Origin of the sequence: Providencia sp. 21OH12SH02B-Prov, from assembly GCF_027362595.1 — a bacterium.
GTDB classification, from domain to species: Bacteria; Pseudomonadota; Gammaproteobacteria; order Enterobacterales; family Enterobacteriaceae; genus Providencia; species Providencia zhejiangensis.
The window spans coordinates 2,326,676-2,341,400 of record NZ_CP114796.1; the positions used below are offsets into that span (position 1 = coordinate 2,326,676).

The 14,725-nt window shown below is 38.2% G+C and carries 17 protein-coding genes; 7 read left to right on the top strand and 10 right to left on the bottom strand.

The genetic code is table 11. The features are described from left to right. Positions 1-2: 2 nt before the first annotated feature. The 3 genes from O7C57_RS10995 to leuE all read right to left on the bottom strand — a co-directional run bounded on the left by O7C57_RS10995 (position 3) and on the right by leuE (position 1,714). Entirely contained in the window at positions 3-470 is a 468-nt protein-coding gene (locus O7C57_RS10995; RefSeq protein ID WP_269723147.1) for an NUDIX hydrolase, read from the bottom strand. An 8-nt stretch (positions 471-478) separates the two neighbouring features. Continuing rightward, the gene (locus tag O7C57_RS11000) at positions 479-874 is read right to left on the bottom strand and encodes a cytidine deaminase family protein (RefSeq protein ID WP_154623026.1); all 396 of its coding nucleotides are present in this window, start codon (positions 872-874) and stop codon (positions 479-481) included. A 198-nt stretch (positions 875-1,072) separates the two neighbouring features. Then, positions 1,073-1,714, bottom strand: coding sequence for a leucine efflux protein LeuE (gene leuE / locus O7C57_RS11005; RefSeq protein ID WP_154623025.1), 642 nt, complete (start codon positions 1,712-1,714; stop codon positions 1,073-1,075). 411 nt (positions 1,715-2,125) lie between these two features. On the opposite strand from leuE, the gene O7C57_RS11010 reads away from it, so the two are divergent. The 4 genes from O7C57_RS11010 (at position 2,126) to O7C57_RS11025 (ending at position 4,811) form a co-directional block, all read left to right on the top strand. Next, complete coding sequence (locus O7C57_RS11010; protein WP_154623024.1) at positions 2,126-2,941, top strand: AraC family transcriptional regulator; 816 nt, start codon at positions 2,126-2,128, stop codon at positions 2,939-2,941. A gap of 209 nt (positions 2,942-3,150) precedes the next feature. Further along, positions 3,151-3,852, top strand: a complete 702-nt coding sequence (locus O7C57_RS11015) for an AzlC family ABC transporter permease (RefSeq protein ID WP_154623023.1) — start codon at positions 3,151-3,153, stop codon at positions 3,850-3,852. Further along, positions 3,849-4,163, top strand: a complete 315-nt coding sequence (locus O7C57_RS11020) for an AzlD domain-containing protein (protein ID WP_269723148.1) — start codon at positions 3,849-3,851, stop codon at positions 4,161-4,163. Before O7C57_RS11015 ends, O7C57_RS11020 begins: the two co-directional genes overlap by 4 nt. A gap of 177 nt (positions 4,164-4,340) precedes the next feature. Next, positions 4,341-4,811: a DUF1456 family protein gene (locus tag O7C57_RS11025; RefSeq protein WP_154623021.1), complete on the top strand. Its 471-nt coding sequence runs from the start codon at positions 4,341-4,343 to the stop codon at positions 4,809-4,811. A gap of 35 nt (positions 4,812-4,846) precedes the next feature. Here the strand turns inward: O7C57_RS11025 and O7C57_RS11030 are convergent, their stop codons facing one another. From O7C57_RS11030 to O7C57_RS11055, 6 genes are all read right to left on the bottom strand, one after another. Beyond that, positions 4,847-5,749 (bottom strand): LysR family transcriptional regulator, encoded by a 903-nt coding sequence (locus tag O7C57_RS11030; RefSeq protein ID WP_269723149.1) that lies wholly within the window; start codon positions 5,747-5,749, stop codon positions 4,847-4,849. Positions 5,750-5,795: 46 nt separating this feature from the next. Continuing rightward, the gene (locus tag O7C57_RS11035; protein ID WP_269723150.1) at positions 5,796-6,497 is read right to left on the bottom strand and encodes a phosphohydrolase; all 702 of its coding nucleotides are present in this window, start codon (positions 6,495-6,497) and stop codon (positions 5,796-5,798) included. A gap of 120 nt (positions 6,498-6,617) precedes the next feature. Then, positions 6,618-7,577 carry an acetyl-CoA carboxylase carboxyl transferase subunit alpha gene (gene accA, locus O7C57_RS11040; RefSeq protein WP_269723151.1) on the bottom strand — a complete coding sequence of 320 codons (960 nt, stop codon included), beginning with the start codon at positions 7,575-7,577 and terminating at the stop codon, positions 6,618-6,620. 129 nt (positions 7,578-7,706) lie between these two features. Further along, positions 7,707-8,123 carry a helix-turn-helix domain-containing protein gene (locus O7C57_RS11045; protein WP_154623035.1) on the bottom strand — a complete coding sequence of 139 codons (417 nt, stop codon included), beginning with the start codon at positions 8,121-8,123 and terminating at the stop codon, positions 7,707-7,709. 58 nt (positions 8,124-8,181) lie between these two features. After that, complete coding sequence (locus O7C57_RS11050; RefSeq protein WP_375097465.1) at positions 8,182-9,648, bottom strand: AMP nucleosidase; 1,467 nt, start codon at positions 9,646-9,648, stop codon at positions 8,182-8,184. Between the two features lie 312 nt (positions 9,649-9,960). Further along, on the bottom strand, positions 9,961-10,869 hold the full coding sequence (locus tag O7C57_RS11055) for an AEC family transporter (RefSeq protein WP_269723152.1): 909 nt from the start codon (positions 10,867-10,869) through the stop codon (positions 9,961-9,963). Between the two features lie 316 nt (positions 10,870-11,185). On the opposite strand from O7C57_RS11055, the gene O7C57_RS11060 reads away from it, so the two are divergent. Next, complete coding sequence (locus O7C57_RS11060) at positions 11,186-11,731, top strand: NADAR family protein (RefSeq protein WP_249998764.1); 546 nt, start codon at positions 11,186-11,188, stop codon at positions 11,729-11,731. 217 nt (positions 11,732-11,948) lie between these two features. On the opposite strand, the gene O7C57_RS11065 is transcribed toward O7C57_RS11060, so the two are convergent. After that, positions 11,949-12,407, bottom strand: coding sequence for a GNAT family N-acetyltransferase (locus O7C57_RS11065; RefSeq protein WP_154623015.1), 459 nt, complete (start codon positions 12,405-12,407; stop codon positions 11,949-11,951). Positions 12,408-12,510: 103 nt separating this feature from the next. On the opposite strand from O7C57_RS11065, the gene O7C57_RS11070 reads away from it, so the two are divergent. Further along, entirely contained in the window at positions 12,511-13,998 is a 1,488-nt protein-coding gene (locus O7C57_RS11070; RefSeq protein ID WP_269723153.1) for a PLP-dependent aminotransferase family protein, read from the top strand. 125 nt (positions 13,999-14,123) lie between these two features. After that, positions 14,124-14,705 carry a YebB family permuted papain-like enzyme gene (locus tag O7C57_RS11075; RefSeq protein WP_163861800.1) on the top strand — a complete coding sequence of 194 codons (582 nt, stop codon included), beginning with the start codon at positions 14,124-14,126 and terminating at the stop codon, positions 14,703-14,705. Positions 14,706-14,725 lie beyond the last annotated feature (20 nt).

The following is a 14,725-nucleotide window of genomic DNA, read 5'->3' on the forward strand; positions in this document are numbered from 1 at the left end:
TTTTATTTCAATAAATTAGACTCATTAACCATACTTGCCAATTGTAGAAGGTCATCGGGAATATCGAAATTGGCAAGTTCGCTAAACGGAATCCAATAAAATTCCGCATATGGCGTTTCATCTGGAGCAACGAGCTCACATAAATACACCATATCTATATGCCAATGGTCGCCATTAACTTTATCAGGAATAAACTCTTTTAAAATCGCCAAAGGCATGGGTAACGCACAAACATGTTCATTACTTACAACCTTCGTTGTTGTTGGATAAGCACAATCAATAACACGGCAAACTAACCCTGTTTCTTCAAGTACTTCACGTATAACCGCATCCTGTGGCTCTTCATTTTCTTCTATATGCCCCCCAGGTGGGAGCCAAATATTTAATTTACGATGTTTATGTAATAAAAACTCCCCTGAGTGATTACGTATCAATGCTGTCGCTGTGAAATGTTTGTATTCTTGAGCCATATTCGCTTTTATAAACCTCTATCTTGCCCAACTTTCCAATCATAAGGCATCAATTGTTCTAGCGTCACTTGTGTTTCATTATCTACGCCAATCAATGTTTGTTTATTTTTATAAGATAATTGACTAATGAGCTCCCGACACCGTCCACAAGGAGGCACTACATTGCCAGATGAATCAACTGCTACCATCGATTTGATCACAACCGACTTTCCTGCTTTCAGTAATTCCGCGACTGCACCATGTTCAGCACAAAACCCAAGTGAACAAGCAGTATCAATACTGATACCTGTATAAATATCACCCTCTTCAGTTTCAAGTGCAGCGGCGACATAAGCACACTCAATATAGCTATTAATGATCGTTGGCTTCGCATACTTGCGAGCTATTTCGACTAATTTTTTCATATTCAACAGTCCATTTCGTCAGCAAAAAACCTTTTTATTGTATTGTATTTTTTATCCCATTTAACAACGCAATCGTGCGCTATATTCTGTCAGCGCAAGCGAGGCTCTTACTATTATTTAAAAAAGAGAACAACGCTGAAAGAATACAGAATACAAAAAAGCCGACACTAAGTCGGCTTCATGAATAAGTATAAGAAACTAGGCTGCTAAGGCTAATTTAGCACCAAACATTAAGAATATAGCGCCAATACAGCTGTTGGATAATTTAGATAATTTTTTGTTATGTTTAACCATATTAGTCACAGCAACAGCACCAAAAATCAGCATTGATAGATAAATCATGCTACATGTTTCAAGAATGGCGCCCAAAATAAAAAAGGGGATACCCGCATTTGGATAGGCTGGATCAATAAACTGTATAAAGAATGACACATAAAAAATAATCATTTTAGGATTAAGCAAACTCAAAAATACCGCTTTTTGATATGTTCCTTTCGTTGCTAACACCATAGCATCGACATCTGCGACAGCCTCTTTCTTATGAAAGACGCTGTAAAGTGTCTTAATTCCTAAGTAAACTAAATAAGTTGCGCCGACATATTTAATAATACTAAAAAAGATTGGTGATGTTTTAACTAACGAAGCAACGCCTAAAAAGGATAAGAAAATCAGTATAGCGTCACCTGAGAATACGCCTAAAGCGGCCTTATAACCATTTTTAACACCATATTTTGCACTGCTAGTTAACACAAATAAAGAATTAGGCCCTGGTACCAATGTAATAAAAATCACACCAATTAAATAAGTCCATAAATTCGTGATACCGAGATTTTCAAGCATAGGAAACCCGCTAACTTAATAAAAGTTATAACAAAAATTAAACATCTCCTGTAGACAATGCCTATGATACACGGGGTTTGAAAACTATAAAAGATATCACTAATCTCAAAATAAAATACAGTCAAATAACCCACTATTTGATTACCAATCCATAATATAATTTCAAATATATCGACATAGGCAGACTTATCATTTGACAAAACAACTCGAGTTAGAATCGTATTGAAAAAGGTTTATCTTTTAGTTTTTTATATCAAGCCAAAGGCACTAACTGAATTTATTATCTGAAATAAAGAGTAAAAGAGTGGGAGTGAAACTTATTACGATTAGCGGTATAAAGTAAGACACGTTTAAGTCAATCTCACTGTGTGCCATACCTCTATTTAAGGTGTTTTAAAAGTAGGAATTTAGATGGAAAGCGCTAATTATTTTCATTTACAAGAGCTGGATGGGTTAGAAATGATACAGGCTCAATACCACCAGCAAAAGTTTTCTCGTCATAGCCACGAAGGTTTTTGTATTGGTGTGATTGAAGACGGTGCTCAACAATTTTTTCGTACTGGTGAGAATCACTATGCTCCTAAAGGCGATATTATCGTCGTCAATGCTGATGAAATTCACACGGGGTCTTCCGCTGTTGAAAGTGGCTGGTCATACAAAGCGATTTACCCTACCCCAGAAATGTTTCAGCGCTTAACCTTAGATTTAAAAAATGACAACTATGGTGTGACACCTTGGTTTCCTAATGCCGTAATTCAGGATGCAGGTTTAGCTGCCCAATTAAATTTATTATTTAACTTATTACTACAACCAGAAAACAGGTTATTCAAAGAAACCTTACTACTCTCTTCACTCAGCTGGCTTATTTTGAAATATAATAAAAACCCGTTTCGACTGAATGATATTACTCCTGCCAGACAACGTATGCAGGATATTTGCGACCTTATGATGAGTACGCCAGAACAAGCGCATTCATTAAGTGAGTTAGCAACAATTGCAGGCTTCAGCCAATGGCATTTTCTTCGACAGTTTAAATTACATACAGGAACAACACCGCATGCCTTTTTAGTACAAGCAAGATTATACAAAGCCAAAAAACTACTTGTACAAGGTGTGAAGCCAGCCGATGTTTCAAACTCTTGTGGATTTTCTGATCAAAGCCATTTTACACGACATTTTAAGCAAGCTATCGGTGTCACACCAAATCAGTACATTCGTCATCTTTAGCATCATCATAGTCTTGAGCGTCGATAAGTTTGATGTTCATAGCCTAATGCTATGCTTATGTATTTAATAATGATTATGACAACTCCACTATTCATCTTATTTCATCTAATCAGTGATAATTTGTGCTTTGTGAGAGCAATTTTATTCTATCTCGCGACTCACTACGCCAGTATCATAAAAATAACAAGTCGAAAAAAGGTATTAAATCAATGTATTCACAACAACGTAGCCACTGGCAACGTGCTTTTATCAATGGGGCAATGCATATGACCCCTCTAAATTTAGCGGTTATACCATGGGGAGTATTAGCGGGTTCAATGGCCGTTGAAGCAGGACTTTCGTTTTGGCAAAGTGTTGCTATGTCAGCGATGATCTTTGCTGGTGCAGCACAGCTTGTCACTTTAGGATTACTTAATTCAGGGGCTGGTTATCTTACGATCATTATTTCGGTTTTCTTTATTACATCACAGCATTTACTGTATGGTTTAACAATGCGGCCTCATGTAAAAAACTTCTCAACCACGAAGCGTCTTAGTATTGGTTTTTTACTCACTGATGAGCTCTTTGCAATTAGCGCGGCTAAACGCCACCCTCTCAGTTTTTCTTATTTATTTGGTGCTGGGTTTAGTTTTTATATTGTTTGGCTTATCACCAGCCTTTTAGGCATTTTGATGGCCAACTTTATTACTGACCTTAGTCGCCTGCATTTAGACTTCTCTGTTATAGCAACCTTATTAGCGATTGTTGTTCCTTTAACGAAGAAAATAAGCACAATTTGTGGTGTTATTTTTTCATTAGTGACCGCTGTAATACTTTCTCTTTATTCGATAAGTAGTGCTATCGTTATTGCAGGCGTTGGCGGAATGTGTGTCTCTGTTATGGTATCTCGTATGCTTAAGGAAGAAAAATGATCTGGCTCTTGATTATTATACTCACCGTCATTGTATTTTCTTTACGTTACGTTTTTCTAATTCCTCAGCTGCCGATTAGACTGCCGTTGTTTATTAAACAAGCATTGAGTTATTCAGCACCTTGCTTATTAACTGCGATCTGTGCTCCCGTTATTCTTTTAGAAAGCCATGAATTGCGGAACTTTCCTGATAATCCATATCTATGGGGGGCATTATTTTGTGTGATTGCCGCGTCATTACTCAAAAATATGCTATTAACGGTTGGATTAACCTTAGCCTTCTTCTATAGCCTTATATATTTTATTGGCTAACATTCCATGACACGGGATGCGTAAACGTAGACGAAATCATTGTCTTTACGCATCCTCTTATTGATAAAAATAGCATAACGCTCTAGTATGCCCCCTCAAATCCACTCGGTATTTTTGAATCTCAGCACTGTTGTGGTGATTGATTTAGAAAATCAACAATGACGGAAATCAATAACCATGCTTAATAATTATGTTTTACGTAGCATTCGCTACATGCTAGACCTCAGTAATAATCAAATGGTTGAAATCGTTAAATTGGCTAACTTAACGGTTAGCAAAACAGAAATGATCCATTGGTTAAAAAAAGAGGATGATCCTGAATATGTCGAATGTAATGACAAAGCACTCGCCCATTTTCTTAATGGATTAATTTATTTTCGTCGGGGCAAAAACGAAAACTTTCCAGCGCCCAAAATAGAAACACGCCTTACCAATAATCTTATCCTAAAAAAGCTGCGTATTGCTTTTGAATTAAAAGATACAGACATGATCGAGATCTATCAAAAAGCCGATTTTCGCGTCTCCAAACCGGAATTAAATGCGTTGTTCCGTAACCCTGACCACAAAAATTACCGTGAATGTGGAGACCAATTATTGCGCTATTTTTTAAAGGGTTTGACCGTGAAATTACGGGGTGCTTCTGTCTAAACCAATAGGCCTTTTACGCTTTAATCTATGCAGCTCTATGGGGTCATAGTATCCACTGATTGCATCAAATGCTGCATAAAAGCATCAATTTTTGGTGATAACGAACGGCGGCTTGCATAAATTGCTCGTAATTCAATTGGTGCGGGACTTTCATTAAAGTGAATGACCTCAAGCAACCCTTGCTCTATTTCAGCTTGGCACGCCGCCATCGCTAAAATGGCATAACCAATGCCTTTTAACGCAGCAGCCTTAGCTAAAATACCGCTATTAACACGATATTGACTGTTAATAGTGACTTTTTGGGTATGTTGTTGGTTATCAATAAATACCCAAGGCTGCCCTGATATCGCACTCAAACTTGAAATACAGGGCATATTTGCTAAGTCTGTTATCGCTTTCGGCCTTCCTGTGCGTTCTATAAGATGAGGAGCAGCAACAACAACACTTTGCCACCTTTTAATGACTCGTGAGTGATAACTACTATTTTTCAATTCCCCACGATGAAAAGTGAATAACAAATCAATACCGTCATCAATCACATCTAAAGGCATTAATTGAGTATCACAATGGATGGTTAATTGAGGATGTCGCAACGCAAATTCAGCGATGATTTCTGCTAATAATAGGCTTCCTGCCTCACTAGGAATAGTCAACCGAAGAGTTCCTGTTAGAGTCTCACGATGACTGATTTCACTCAATACATCATCCAATTCCGCATACAGATTTTGGCTATGTTTTAAGAGAATCTCACCTTGTTCTGTTAACCGCATACGTCGTGTTGTTCTTTCAATTAATCGGCAATTAAGCTGCGCTTCTAATTGTTTGATGCAACGACTGACATTGGAGGTTGGCATAGCTAATTGCTGCCCTGCTCGCGCAAAGCTGCCTTGTGAAGCCACAGAAATAAATACTTTTAGTAAATTTAAGTCGACTGACATTTAACGCCTATTACCGTTCTTTATCATATTCAACGAAGAGCAGATGTTAATTAACATCCAATGAAAACCGCGCAATAATATCATCGTCAAATTGAGCGATATTCCCGCTTAACTCTGCACTTAATTTCGCCATAAATTGAACTAAATAGTTCGCATTCTGTGTTGCCAGTAATTTACCCACTGGCGTTTGCATCGTTTCTGGGAGTTTTAATAACTTTGCTTGGAAATGATCTAATGCCCAACGACTATCATCCAATGCTCTATTTTGGGCAAAAGGATCATCCCCATCAAATAATGTGCGATTAAGCTGACCACTAACGGCAAATACTCTTACTAAACCAATGGCCCCAAGCGCTTCTAGCCGATCGGCATCCTGCACTATTTTTGCTTCTAGTGACATCGGTTCAACATTGGCACTAAAACTATGGGCAATAATACAGTGAGCAATAGGGTCATGATAGTGCTTAGGTAAACTCGGAAAATGTGTTGTTAAAATACGAAGAGTTTCCGTTGCACTCAAAGATGATGCTTGGCTTCTTTGTGGGTGATCTTTTGGCAAAGTCACAACATCATGGAAATAGCAAGCAACCAACACGACCAAAGGGTTAACTTGCTCTGACGCTCCCATCAATGTTTGTGCTGTACGCCAAACTCGCCTGAGATGGAAAATATCATGGGCATTATCATGGTTAACCCAATTCTTTAATAAGTAATTATCAAACTCACTCGCCCAGTGATCAATATCCACAGTATCCCCCGCTGTCTGCTGGTATCGATGGATATCACTATATCACGCAAGTATCGATTTTATCTTTCCTTTTACTTCTATCCACAAAAACACACTGGCAATTTAGTCAAATTCATCACGTTAACAATAACCAATAGCCATAATTTTTTGATAACGTTCCGCTAATAAAGTTTCCATGTCGAGTTTATTTAGTATTGCAAGGTCAGTCAGGAGTTGTTGTTTTAAATTTTCCCCTGCCTGTGCATAATCGCGATGCGCGCCACCAAGTGGCTCAGCAATAATAGCGTCAATAATATTAAGCTCTTTCAGTCGTTTCGCTGTCATACCCATGATTTCAGCCGCAATTTGTGCTTTTTGTGCATCTTTCCAAAGAATCGATGCACAGCCTTCTGGTGAGATGGCTGCATAAGTGCTGTATTCCAACATATTAATCCGATCACCGACACCAATAGCTAATGCACCACCAGAACAACCTTCTCCGGTGACCACACAAATAATGGGGGTTTTTAAATGCGACATTTCTTGGATATTTCTCGCTATCGCCTCCGCTTGCCCCCGCTCTTCAGCACCGATTCCTGGATAAGCTCCCGCTGAATCAATGAATATCACAACCGGCAGATGAAAACGCTCTGCCATTTTCATTAAGCGCAATGCCTTACGATACCCTTCAGGTGAAGGCATACCAAAATTTCTCATCACTTTTTCTTTCGTGGTACGCCCTTTTTGTTGGCCAATAACCATAACAGGCTGACCTTCAAGACGCGCTAAACCACCAACAAGCGCCTTATCATCTGCAAAAGCTCTATCTCCAGCTAACTCTTTAAACTCAGTAAAAATAAGCGAGATATAGTCAAGGGTATAAGGCCTCATGGGATGCCTAGCTACTTGCACAATTTCCCAAGCACCTAGCTGCGAAAAGATTTTTTTCGTTAACGTAAGACATTTTTTCTCAAGTAATTTAATCTCTTCATCAAAATTAATATCAGACTGTTGGCTATTATTTTTAAAAGCTACTAAAGCGTCGATTTTTTCATTAAGTTCGACAATAGGTTTTTCAAATGCGAGAAAGTGAGCAGACATATGACCCTTTAAATCAATACAGTGATGATCCAAGTGTAGTTAAGATCTAAAGGGCTTTCTATGCATGATAATGGGATAGATTGTTATCAAAAATGGGATAATCCCATCTAACAGTCAATAAAATATGACCTATTTATTGAGTTTTCTATTCGTTCGTAAACCTATCGACATAATTTTTTGAAATTTAGAGCATTCAAGATGGTTTTCTTCAGGGCACTGCGCGATATGCAATATGCCATTCTTCAAAACAGTCAGGTCTTCAATCATTTTTTGAATTTCCTCTGCTTTGGCTATTAAATGGCTGCGATCAATACTTGGACCCGTTTTTTGGTTCAACATAGCCCCTATCTCATCGAGCGAAAATTTAGCCTCACGCCCCAAAGAAATCAGTGATAAGCGAGTCATGACCTCTTTAGCATGATAAACTCGTTTTAAGCCTTTACGACCAATCGGAGTAATCAACCCTCTTTCTTCATAATAACGCAGCGTTGATGGCGGTAAGCCTGATAACTCACTGACTTTAGAAATATCTAGTTCATCAACCATATCGTTAATAACTCGCTTAATCACATCTCAACATGACTTAATGACTCGCGATTAGACCCTATCTAAAAGGAGGCTCATCAAATGTTCTTAACTTTCTTGAATGTAACTTATCACCTTCTTGTCTCAACAAGTCAATGGCTCGAATTCCAATCTGTAAATGTTCCGAGATAGCCCCCTCATAAAAACTATTGGCTTGTCCCGGTAACTTTATTTCGCCGTGTAATGGTTTATCTGAAACACACAACAATGTGCCATATGGCACCCTAAAACGATAACCTTGCGCAGCAATTGTTGCGCTTTCCATATCTACGGCAACCGCACGACTTAAGCTAAAACGTCGAGCTGTCGCAAAAAAACGCAATTCCCAGTTACGATCATCGGTTGTGACAACCGTTCCTGTCCGCAAGCGTTGTTTAACTAATTCGCCCGGCATATTGCTAACTTGTTTCGTTGCATCGTACAGCGCTCTTTGTACCTCAGCGATACTTGGAATGGGAATATCCGGTGGCAATACATCATCTAGAATATGATCATCACGCAAATAGGCATGCGCTAATACATAATCACCGATTTTTTGGCTTTCACGTAGCCCGCCACAATGGCCTATCATTAACCATGCATGAGGCCGTAATACCGCTAAATGGTCACAAATATTTTTAGCATTTGATGGCCCAACACCAATATTGACTAGCGTAATTCCTACACCATCTTTTGCTATCAAATGATATGCTGGCATTTGGAATTTCTTCCAAGTAAGGTCAGATGTTGCTGTTTGTGGATCGGCATTTTCTGCCGTTAAATAGTGATGACCAACACAGGATAATGCGCTATAACGGCTATTAGGATCCCGTACTTGTTCGCAAGCCCAACTGACAAACTCATCAACATAGCGATTATAGTTGGTAAATAAGATATAAGGCTGGACATGTTCCGGTGGAGTGCCTGTGTAATGTTTAAGTCTCGCTAGCGAAAAATCCACACGTAATGCATCGAAGTGTGAAAGCGGCATTTCATCCGTCGCTTGAACCAAACCATCTGTTATATCATCACTGATATCGGCCAGATCTGTAATAGGGAAATGAGTGGCAAGGCTACTACTCATACTTCTATCTAGCACTAAATCTGAACCATCGATAACAAATGGGTATGGCACTTCTGTTTGTGATGGGCGAACAGAAAAAGTGACATCATAATCCTGCTGTAAAATACCCAACTGCTCAGTTAAATACTGGCGAAATAAATCAGGTTGCGTAATCGTGATGCTATACTGCCCTGGTTTGACAAAACGTGCATATGCTCTCGTTTTTTCGCAGTGGTCGACTTGTCCTCGCCATTCTACACACAACTCTGGATACGCGAATAACCCCTTTTTTCGAGCCTCTGCACTAGGCAACTGCCCGCTATTAATGTAGGCCGCAATCGAATTTCTTAAGGAATCAATGGCGTTGGTATATAGCAATGACAGCTTGTCTAATACCTCATCAATAGACAAATTTTCATATTTTTGGCATTTTTCTAAAGACACGCATAACCCCTTATCGGATAACATTGTTTCTCTGTTACGCAGTGTATGTCTTTAGCATTTATCAAACAAGCCTCTCTACTTATAATCTACAGATGAACATTCTCTTTTACGAGACGAATATATATTCGCGGTTTATTGTCTGAAAATAAGCCACTTGTAGGCTTACTTATGTTAAATTCTACTGCTTGTTTTTTATCTGACAACACTCTTTCAGCCTACATTTCAACCATTATTTCCAGTAATAATCCGATATATAAATAAAGTACTCATCATAATGAATACTTTATTTAAGCCGGAAATAATAAAAACGAGTTAATGTATTATCTGAGTAAGCACTAAAGGTAATGTGATTACCGCAATTACCGTCTGTAATGTGATAATTCCAGCCATAAGCTGACTATCACCATTTAATTGACGCGTTAAAATATATGCGGTAGGTGCCGTAGGTATCGCAAAGAAAATGACAAATAGCACCGTTTCAAACTCAGGTAATGAAAAGAGTTTCGCAGTGAAAACAGCTAAAACAGGCATAGCTAACAAACGTAACAACGTTGAGGTCATTAAAGGTTTAAATTCTTTTCTCAGTGTTGATGTTTGCAATGCAGCTCCAATACAAATTAGCCCCAATGGTAAGCTTGCCGCTGCAAGTAATTTTAATAATTGGTCTGACCCAAAAGGCAACCCGATTGGCGATAGATTCAGTAAAATACCAATCAAACACGATAAGATCAGTGGGTTTTTAATAATAGGTAAAAACAGTTGCTTAAAAGAGACTTTTGAACCCGATGTTAGTGCTAATACAGCAATAACATTACAACTTGGCACTAATATAGCCATAATAACGGCAGCAATGGCGATCCCATCAGTTCCAAATAAATCAGCAATAATAGCAAGGCCTAAATAGGTATTAAACCGAGTGATACCTTGAATATGCGCACCAAATCGAGGTATTGACATGTTAAAAATGAATTTAAAAATTAAAACTAATACACTGCTTATTGCTAGAACAAAAAATATTGCTCCCGCTAGATATGGTAATTTAGGGCTATCAAGCGGTGCACTACCTAAACTATTAATCAGCAAAGCTGGAAACAAAATAAAATAATTCAATTTTTCAGCGCTGGGCCAAAAGTCCGTTGATATCATTGACGAACGATGCAGCACGAACCCCATTGCTATCAATGCAAACAGCGGCCATAAAACTAATAATACTTGTTCCATATTTTTATACTTTACTGTCGTTAATAACTGTTAACCAATAAGAAGCAACACTGTATCGTTAACAAAATGTGACAGTTAGGTAAAAGTGGCGCTATTTTCTTATTGATATACTGTCATTGAAGATATTTATGAAAAGTGTATGACACCTCACATTTTTGTTTTTATACAGTAGAAGACAAGCATAGTTTTTACACTGCTCTATCTGAGCATGGCATGGCAAATTACTGTACTCCCCTATAAATACAGCGATTTCCGATAGTATTTTAGTTTGTTCATCGATACTCTCAACAATAACGTATTATTAGAATAATTTATTATGAACATTGAAACTCTTCGTAAACAATATCGAGCAGGTAAAAAATTTAAATATATCTTTTTTTGGGGACATCAATCAAAGTCAACTCTCATTACTAAAAGTTGTTTCAGCCAATGGTATCCAGCTGCTTTTACAGTAGAAGGACATCGTTTTGCAAGTGCCGAACATTTTATGATGGCAGAAAAAGCAAAGCTGTTTAACGATCATGAAACACGAGAGAAAATTATTCATGCCCCTAACCCTGGTGCAGCAAAAGCATTTGGCCGCGAAGTTCGAGGATTTAACCAAGATATTTGGGATGCCCACAGGTTTAATATTGTCATTGCAGCCAATTTAGCCAAATTTTCACAAAATGAAGCCTTACAACAGTTTTTATTAAATACCAATGAGCGAGTCTTAGTAGAAGCAAGTCCAGTCGATAAGATATGGGGAATAGGTCTCGCTGAAGATCATGAAAATATCGATAACCCACTTACGTGGAAAGGACTAAATCTATTAGGTTTTGCTCTCATGGAGGTCAGGAATCAATTAATCTCACTTAAATAAGCTGTTGAATAGCTATTTTCTTCATCATATTGGCCCTTAATACAATAAGGGCATAAGAAATGCCTTTTAACTTTGCCTGAAATGACCGAAAAGGTGTGAATGGTAAAATAACCCCCGCCACTTGCAAAAATGGTGGGGGTAAGAAACGACCTGAATCGTTTACGGAATAAAATAGAACGTTTTTATTAAGTCATTCAATGAATGAGTGATTACGATATTACAATGGCATTCTATACTCAATAACCCCAGGTTTTTCAGCTACCCAATCATATAAACGTTGGCCTCGTAAATTCGTTTCTTGCGTATGCCAATATAAACGGCCACAAGCCTGCTTTTGCGCTTGTTCGTGAACAAATTCAATGAGATGTTTGCCAACCTGACGGCCCCTTACCTCCGGTGAAACAAATAAATCTTCTAAATAACAAAAATGATTTTCCGCCCACGTAGAACGATGATAAAGGTAATTAACAAAACCTACGACTTTGTCATTTTCAAGTGCTACAGCACAATACATCGGTTCATTTTCATCAAAAAAACGCGCCCATGTTTTTAGGGTCACTTCTTCACTTAAATCTACGTTGTAAAATTCTTGATATTGCAACCAATACACTAACCATTGTGAATAATGATCAGGTAAAACGAACTTAACAGTAATAGGTAACGCATTGTTATTCATAATGTATCCTTTATAACTCAATAGATAAACAATGGCGCTATGTTACCTATCAATCTGGTACTAAATAAGATACACTTTTGATATTTATTTAGGATCCACTTTGATGAGGCGTAAACCACAAGCTCACTTTCCTCACCTGCTTTTGCAATCTGGTGGCATCAAAGAAAGTGTTTACCATACGATTAGAAATGCCATTTTAGATGGTAGGCTCAGCGCGGGTATCAAATTACCTTCAAGCCGTGCTTTCGCGGAAATGATGTCTATTTCTCGCAACTCAGTCATTGCCGGCTATGAACGCTTAATAGACGAAGGCTATCTCATCACCAAAGCAGGATCAGGCACCTATGTCGCCACCACCCTACCTGATGAGTTAGTTAAGTTAACCTCTAAAACCAATTACCTTAACCACCCTCTATATTCTGCCCCTAATCTCAACCCAATGATCAGTCATTTAACGACATTGTGGAAAAATTCTCGGCCTAATACAAATCAACGACAAATGTTCAATATTGGTATTGGCTGCGTTGATCAGTTTCCCCATGATTTATGGGGCAGATTACTCGGAAGAGTTTGGCGGAAGTCAAAACAAGACATTCCCTATTACAACCACCCTGACGGCTATCCACCACTCAAAAAAATATTAGTCGATTATGTACACTCAACCCGAGGGGTTAACTGCCGAGCAGAACAAATTATTATTGTAAATGGTACCCAACAAGCAATTAACCTTACTGCGAATGTTTTACTACACAAAGGGAACTCAGTCTGGTTAGATGACCCTGGATATGATAGTGCACGAGCTATTTTAACTGCTTCAGGTGCGCATATATCACCCGTTCATTCAGATGATGAAGGCATGGATATTGAATTTGCCATGCAACATTACCCCAATGCTAACCTGATATACACTGCGCCATCCCATCAGTTCCCATTAGGTACAACGCTCAGCCTAGCAAGGCGTCTCGCGTTATTAGAGTGGGCTCAAAAGAATAATGCTTGGATCTTTGAAGATGACTACAATAGCGAATTTCGTTATTTATCCAAGCCAATTCAAGCACTACAAGGCTTAGATACCTACCAACGAGTTATTTATGCCGGTACCTTTTCCAAAATGATGTATCCCGGTTTTCGCTTAGGTTTTCTAATTGTACCAGAAGTTCTGATAGAACCTTTTACCATGATGAAGTATTACAGTGATAGCCATTCTGGTTATCTGGAACAAGCGGCTTTAGCACAATTTATTCAAGAAGGTCACTATGCTCGTCACGTGCGAAAAATTCGCAAAATATGTTATTCACGTCAAAACGCATTAATCGATGCTATTAATACCTACTTGCCTAATATATTTGAAGTACAGCGAACTGATTCAGGTATCCATGCCGTATGTTGGCTAAAAGCGGGGATCAATTTGCAACTTATCTTATCTGTCTGTTATCAATTAGGGTTTGGAGTTCAACCGTTATCTCGTTATTGTATTAAAAGCCGACATAATAACGGGATTTTATTTGGTTATGCCGCTCACACTGAAACCGATATTACCAATAATATCATCGAATTAAGTAATACCTTACGGCGACTAAATGTCATTTAATCAACAAACTCTCAACGTAAGTAAAATTTAGGGTTCAAATCACAATTTTAAGACAAGCTTTGATTTCCACCTTAAACATTAAACACTATCATGCAATCAATTAAACAAAATGTTGAGGTATCGAAATGACGAATAACAATCCTCCCAAAGACCTTGAAGTTGGTGATATTGTTTTTACAAGTATTGGTACTACTTTATTTCGCCAAATTGCCTCCGCCTCTCAGTGTTGGAGTAATCATGTCGGTTTAATTATTGGTCATAATGGACAGGATTATTTAGTTGCAGAGAGTCGAGTGCCTTTATCAACCGTCACGACTTTGACTCGCTTTATTCAGCGTTCCGCAGAAAAAAGGTATGGAATACGCCGGCTAACTAGCCACCTTACTGACGTACAAAAAGCGGCTTTAGTCGCCGAAGTCCCATCAAGGCTCAATAAATTTTATCATACCGGCTTTGACTACTATTCTTCTCGCCAATTTTGTTCAAAATTCGTATTTGATATATACCAATCTGCCCTTTCTATCAAAGTAGGTGAAATTCAAACCTTTAAAGATCTATTAGCTAAAAACCCAAATGCCAAACTGAATTTTTGGAAGTTATGGTTTATCGGTGATATACCATGGGAACGAGCAACCGTAACGCCAGCAAGTTTATGGTCACATCCGCAATTAGAGCTTATTTATCGTAGTCACACCGATATCCATTAATTTGATAAATAAGAAAAAGC

What these genes read in the sequence shown, in the direction of transcription:
- O7C57_RS10995 (WP_269723147.1), bottom strand. Translation starts at nt 470, where the DNA reads ATGGCTCAAGAATACAAACATTTCACAGCGACAGCATTGATACGTAAT.
- O7C57_RS11000 (WP_154623026.1), bottom strand. Translation starts at nt 874, where the DNA reads ATGAAAAAATTAGTCGAAATAGCTCGCAAGTATGCGAAGCCAACGATC.
- leuE (WP_154623025.1), bottom strand. Translation starts at nt 1,714, where the DNA reads ATGCTTGAAAATCTCGGTATCACGAATTTATGGACTTATTTAATTGGT.
- O7C57_RS11010 (WP_154623024.1), top strand. Translation starts at nt 2,126, where the DNA reads ATGGAAAGCGCTAATTATTTTCATTTACAAGAGCTGGATGGGTTAGAA.
- O7C57_RS11015 (WP_154623023.1), top strand. Translation starts at nt 3,151, where the DNA reads ATGTATTCACAACAACGTAGCCACTGGCAACGTGCTTTTATCAATGGG.
- O7C57_RS11020 (WP_269723148.1), top strand. Translation starts at nt 3,849, where the DNA reads ATGATCTGGCTCTTGATTATTATACTCACCGTCATTGTATTTTCTTTA.
- O7C57_RS11025 (WP_154623021.1), top strand. Translation starts at nt 4,341, where the DNA reads ATGCTTAATAATTATGTTTTACGTAGCATTCGCTACATGCTAGACCTC.
- O7C57_RS11030 (WP_269723149.1), bottom strand. Translation starts at nt 5,749, where the DNA reads ATGTCAGTCGACTTAAATTTACTAAAAGTATTTATTTCTGTGGCTTCA.
- accA (WP_269723151.1), bottom strand. Translation starts at nt 7,577, where the DNA reads ATGTCTGCTCACTTTCTCGCATTTGAAAAACCTATTGTCGAACTTAAT.
- O7C57_RS11045 (WP_154623035.1), bottom strand. Translation starts at nt 8,123, where the DNA reads ATGGTTGATGAACTAGATATTTCTAAAGTCAGTGAGTTATCAGGCTTA.
- O7C57_RS11055 (WP_269723152.1), bottom strand. Translation starts at nt 10,869, where the DNA reads ATGGAACAAGTATTATTAGTTTTATGGCCGCTGTTTGCATTGATAGCA.
- O7C57_RS11060 (WP_249998764.1), top strand. Translation starts at nt 11,186, where the DNA reads ATGAACATTGAAACTCTTCGTAAACAATATCGAGCAGGTAAAAAATTT.
- O7C57_RS11065 (WP_154623015.1), bottom strand. Translation starts at nt 12,407, where the DNA reads ATGAATAACAATGCGTTACCTATTACTGTTAAGTTCGTTTTACCTGAT.
- O7C57_RS11070 (WP_269723153.1), top strand. Translation starts at nt 12,511, where the DNA reads ATGAGGCGTAAACCACAAGCTCACTTTCCTCACCTGCTTTTGCAATCT.
- O7C57_RS11075 (WP_163861800.1), top strand. Translation starts at nt 14,124, where the DNA reads ATGACGAATAACAATCCTCCCAAAGACCTTGAAGTTGGTGATATTGTT.